This window comes from Treponema sp. R6D11 (assembly GCF_054786075.1).
This window is the reverse complement of sequence record NZ_BDHD01001025.1, coordinates 1-409: the sequence shown is the minus strand read 5'-3', so window position 1 is coordinate 409 and position 409 is coordinate 1. Positions and strand designations below refer to the sequence as shown.

The 409-nt window shown below is 35.9% G+C and carries 2 protein-coding genes; both read left to right on the top strand.

Going from position 1 to position 409, the window contains the following annotated elements:
- On the top strand, nucleotides 1-255 hold a 255-nt coding region (locus ACYVTD_RS17310), incomplete at its 5' end, for an OmpH family outer membrane protein (RefSeq protein ID WP_461248870.1).
- Nucleotides 256-284: 29 nt separating this feature from the next.
- Nucleotides 285-409 (top strand): MutS N-terminal domain-containing protein (locus ACYVTD_RS17305; protein WP_461248871.1); only part of this gene is annotated, 125 nt, incomplete at its 3' end.

The following is a 409-nucleotide window of genomic DNA, read 5'->3' as shown; positions in this document are numbered from 1 at the left end:
ATCTACAGAAGATCCGAGTTTTTAAAAGAATATTATCAGGTAAAAACAGCGGAACTGGATGCAGAAAGAGGCAAACTAATGCAATCAGGAACATTTCTTGATCAAGTATATAATGAAATACGTTATATAGCGGAGAGCGAGGGGTATACTGTAGTCTTAAACATGAAAAACAATCCAAGCATTGTTTGGTATAGTCCTTCGGTTGACATAACGGAAAAACTAATCAAGAATTTGCAGGCAAAAAACAAAAAATAAAAGTTATGGACGAGCTAAAAACAAGTCCTATGCTAGAGCAGTACAGGCGCATAAAAAAACAACAGGAAGGAAACATACTTTTTTTCCGGTTGGGTGATTTTTATGAAATGTTCGCTCAAGACGCCGTAGAAGTTTCCGCTTTATTGAATCTTAC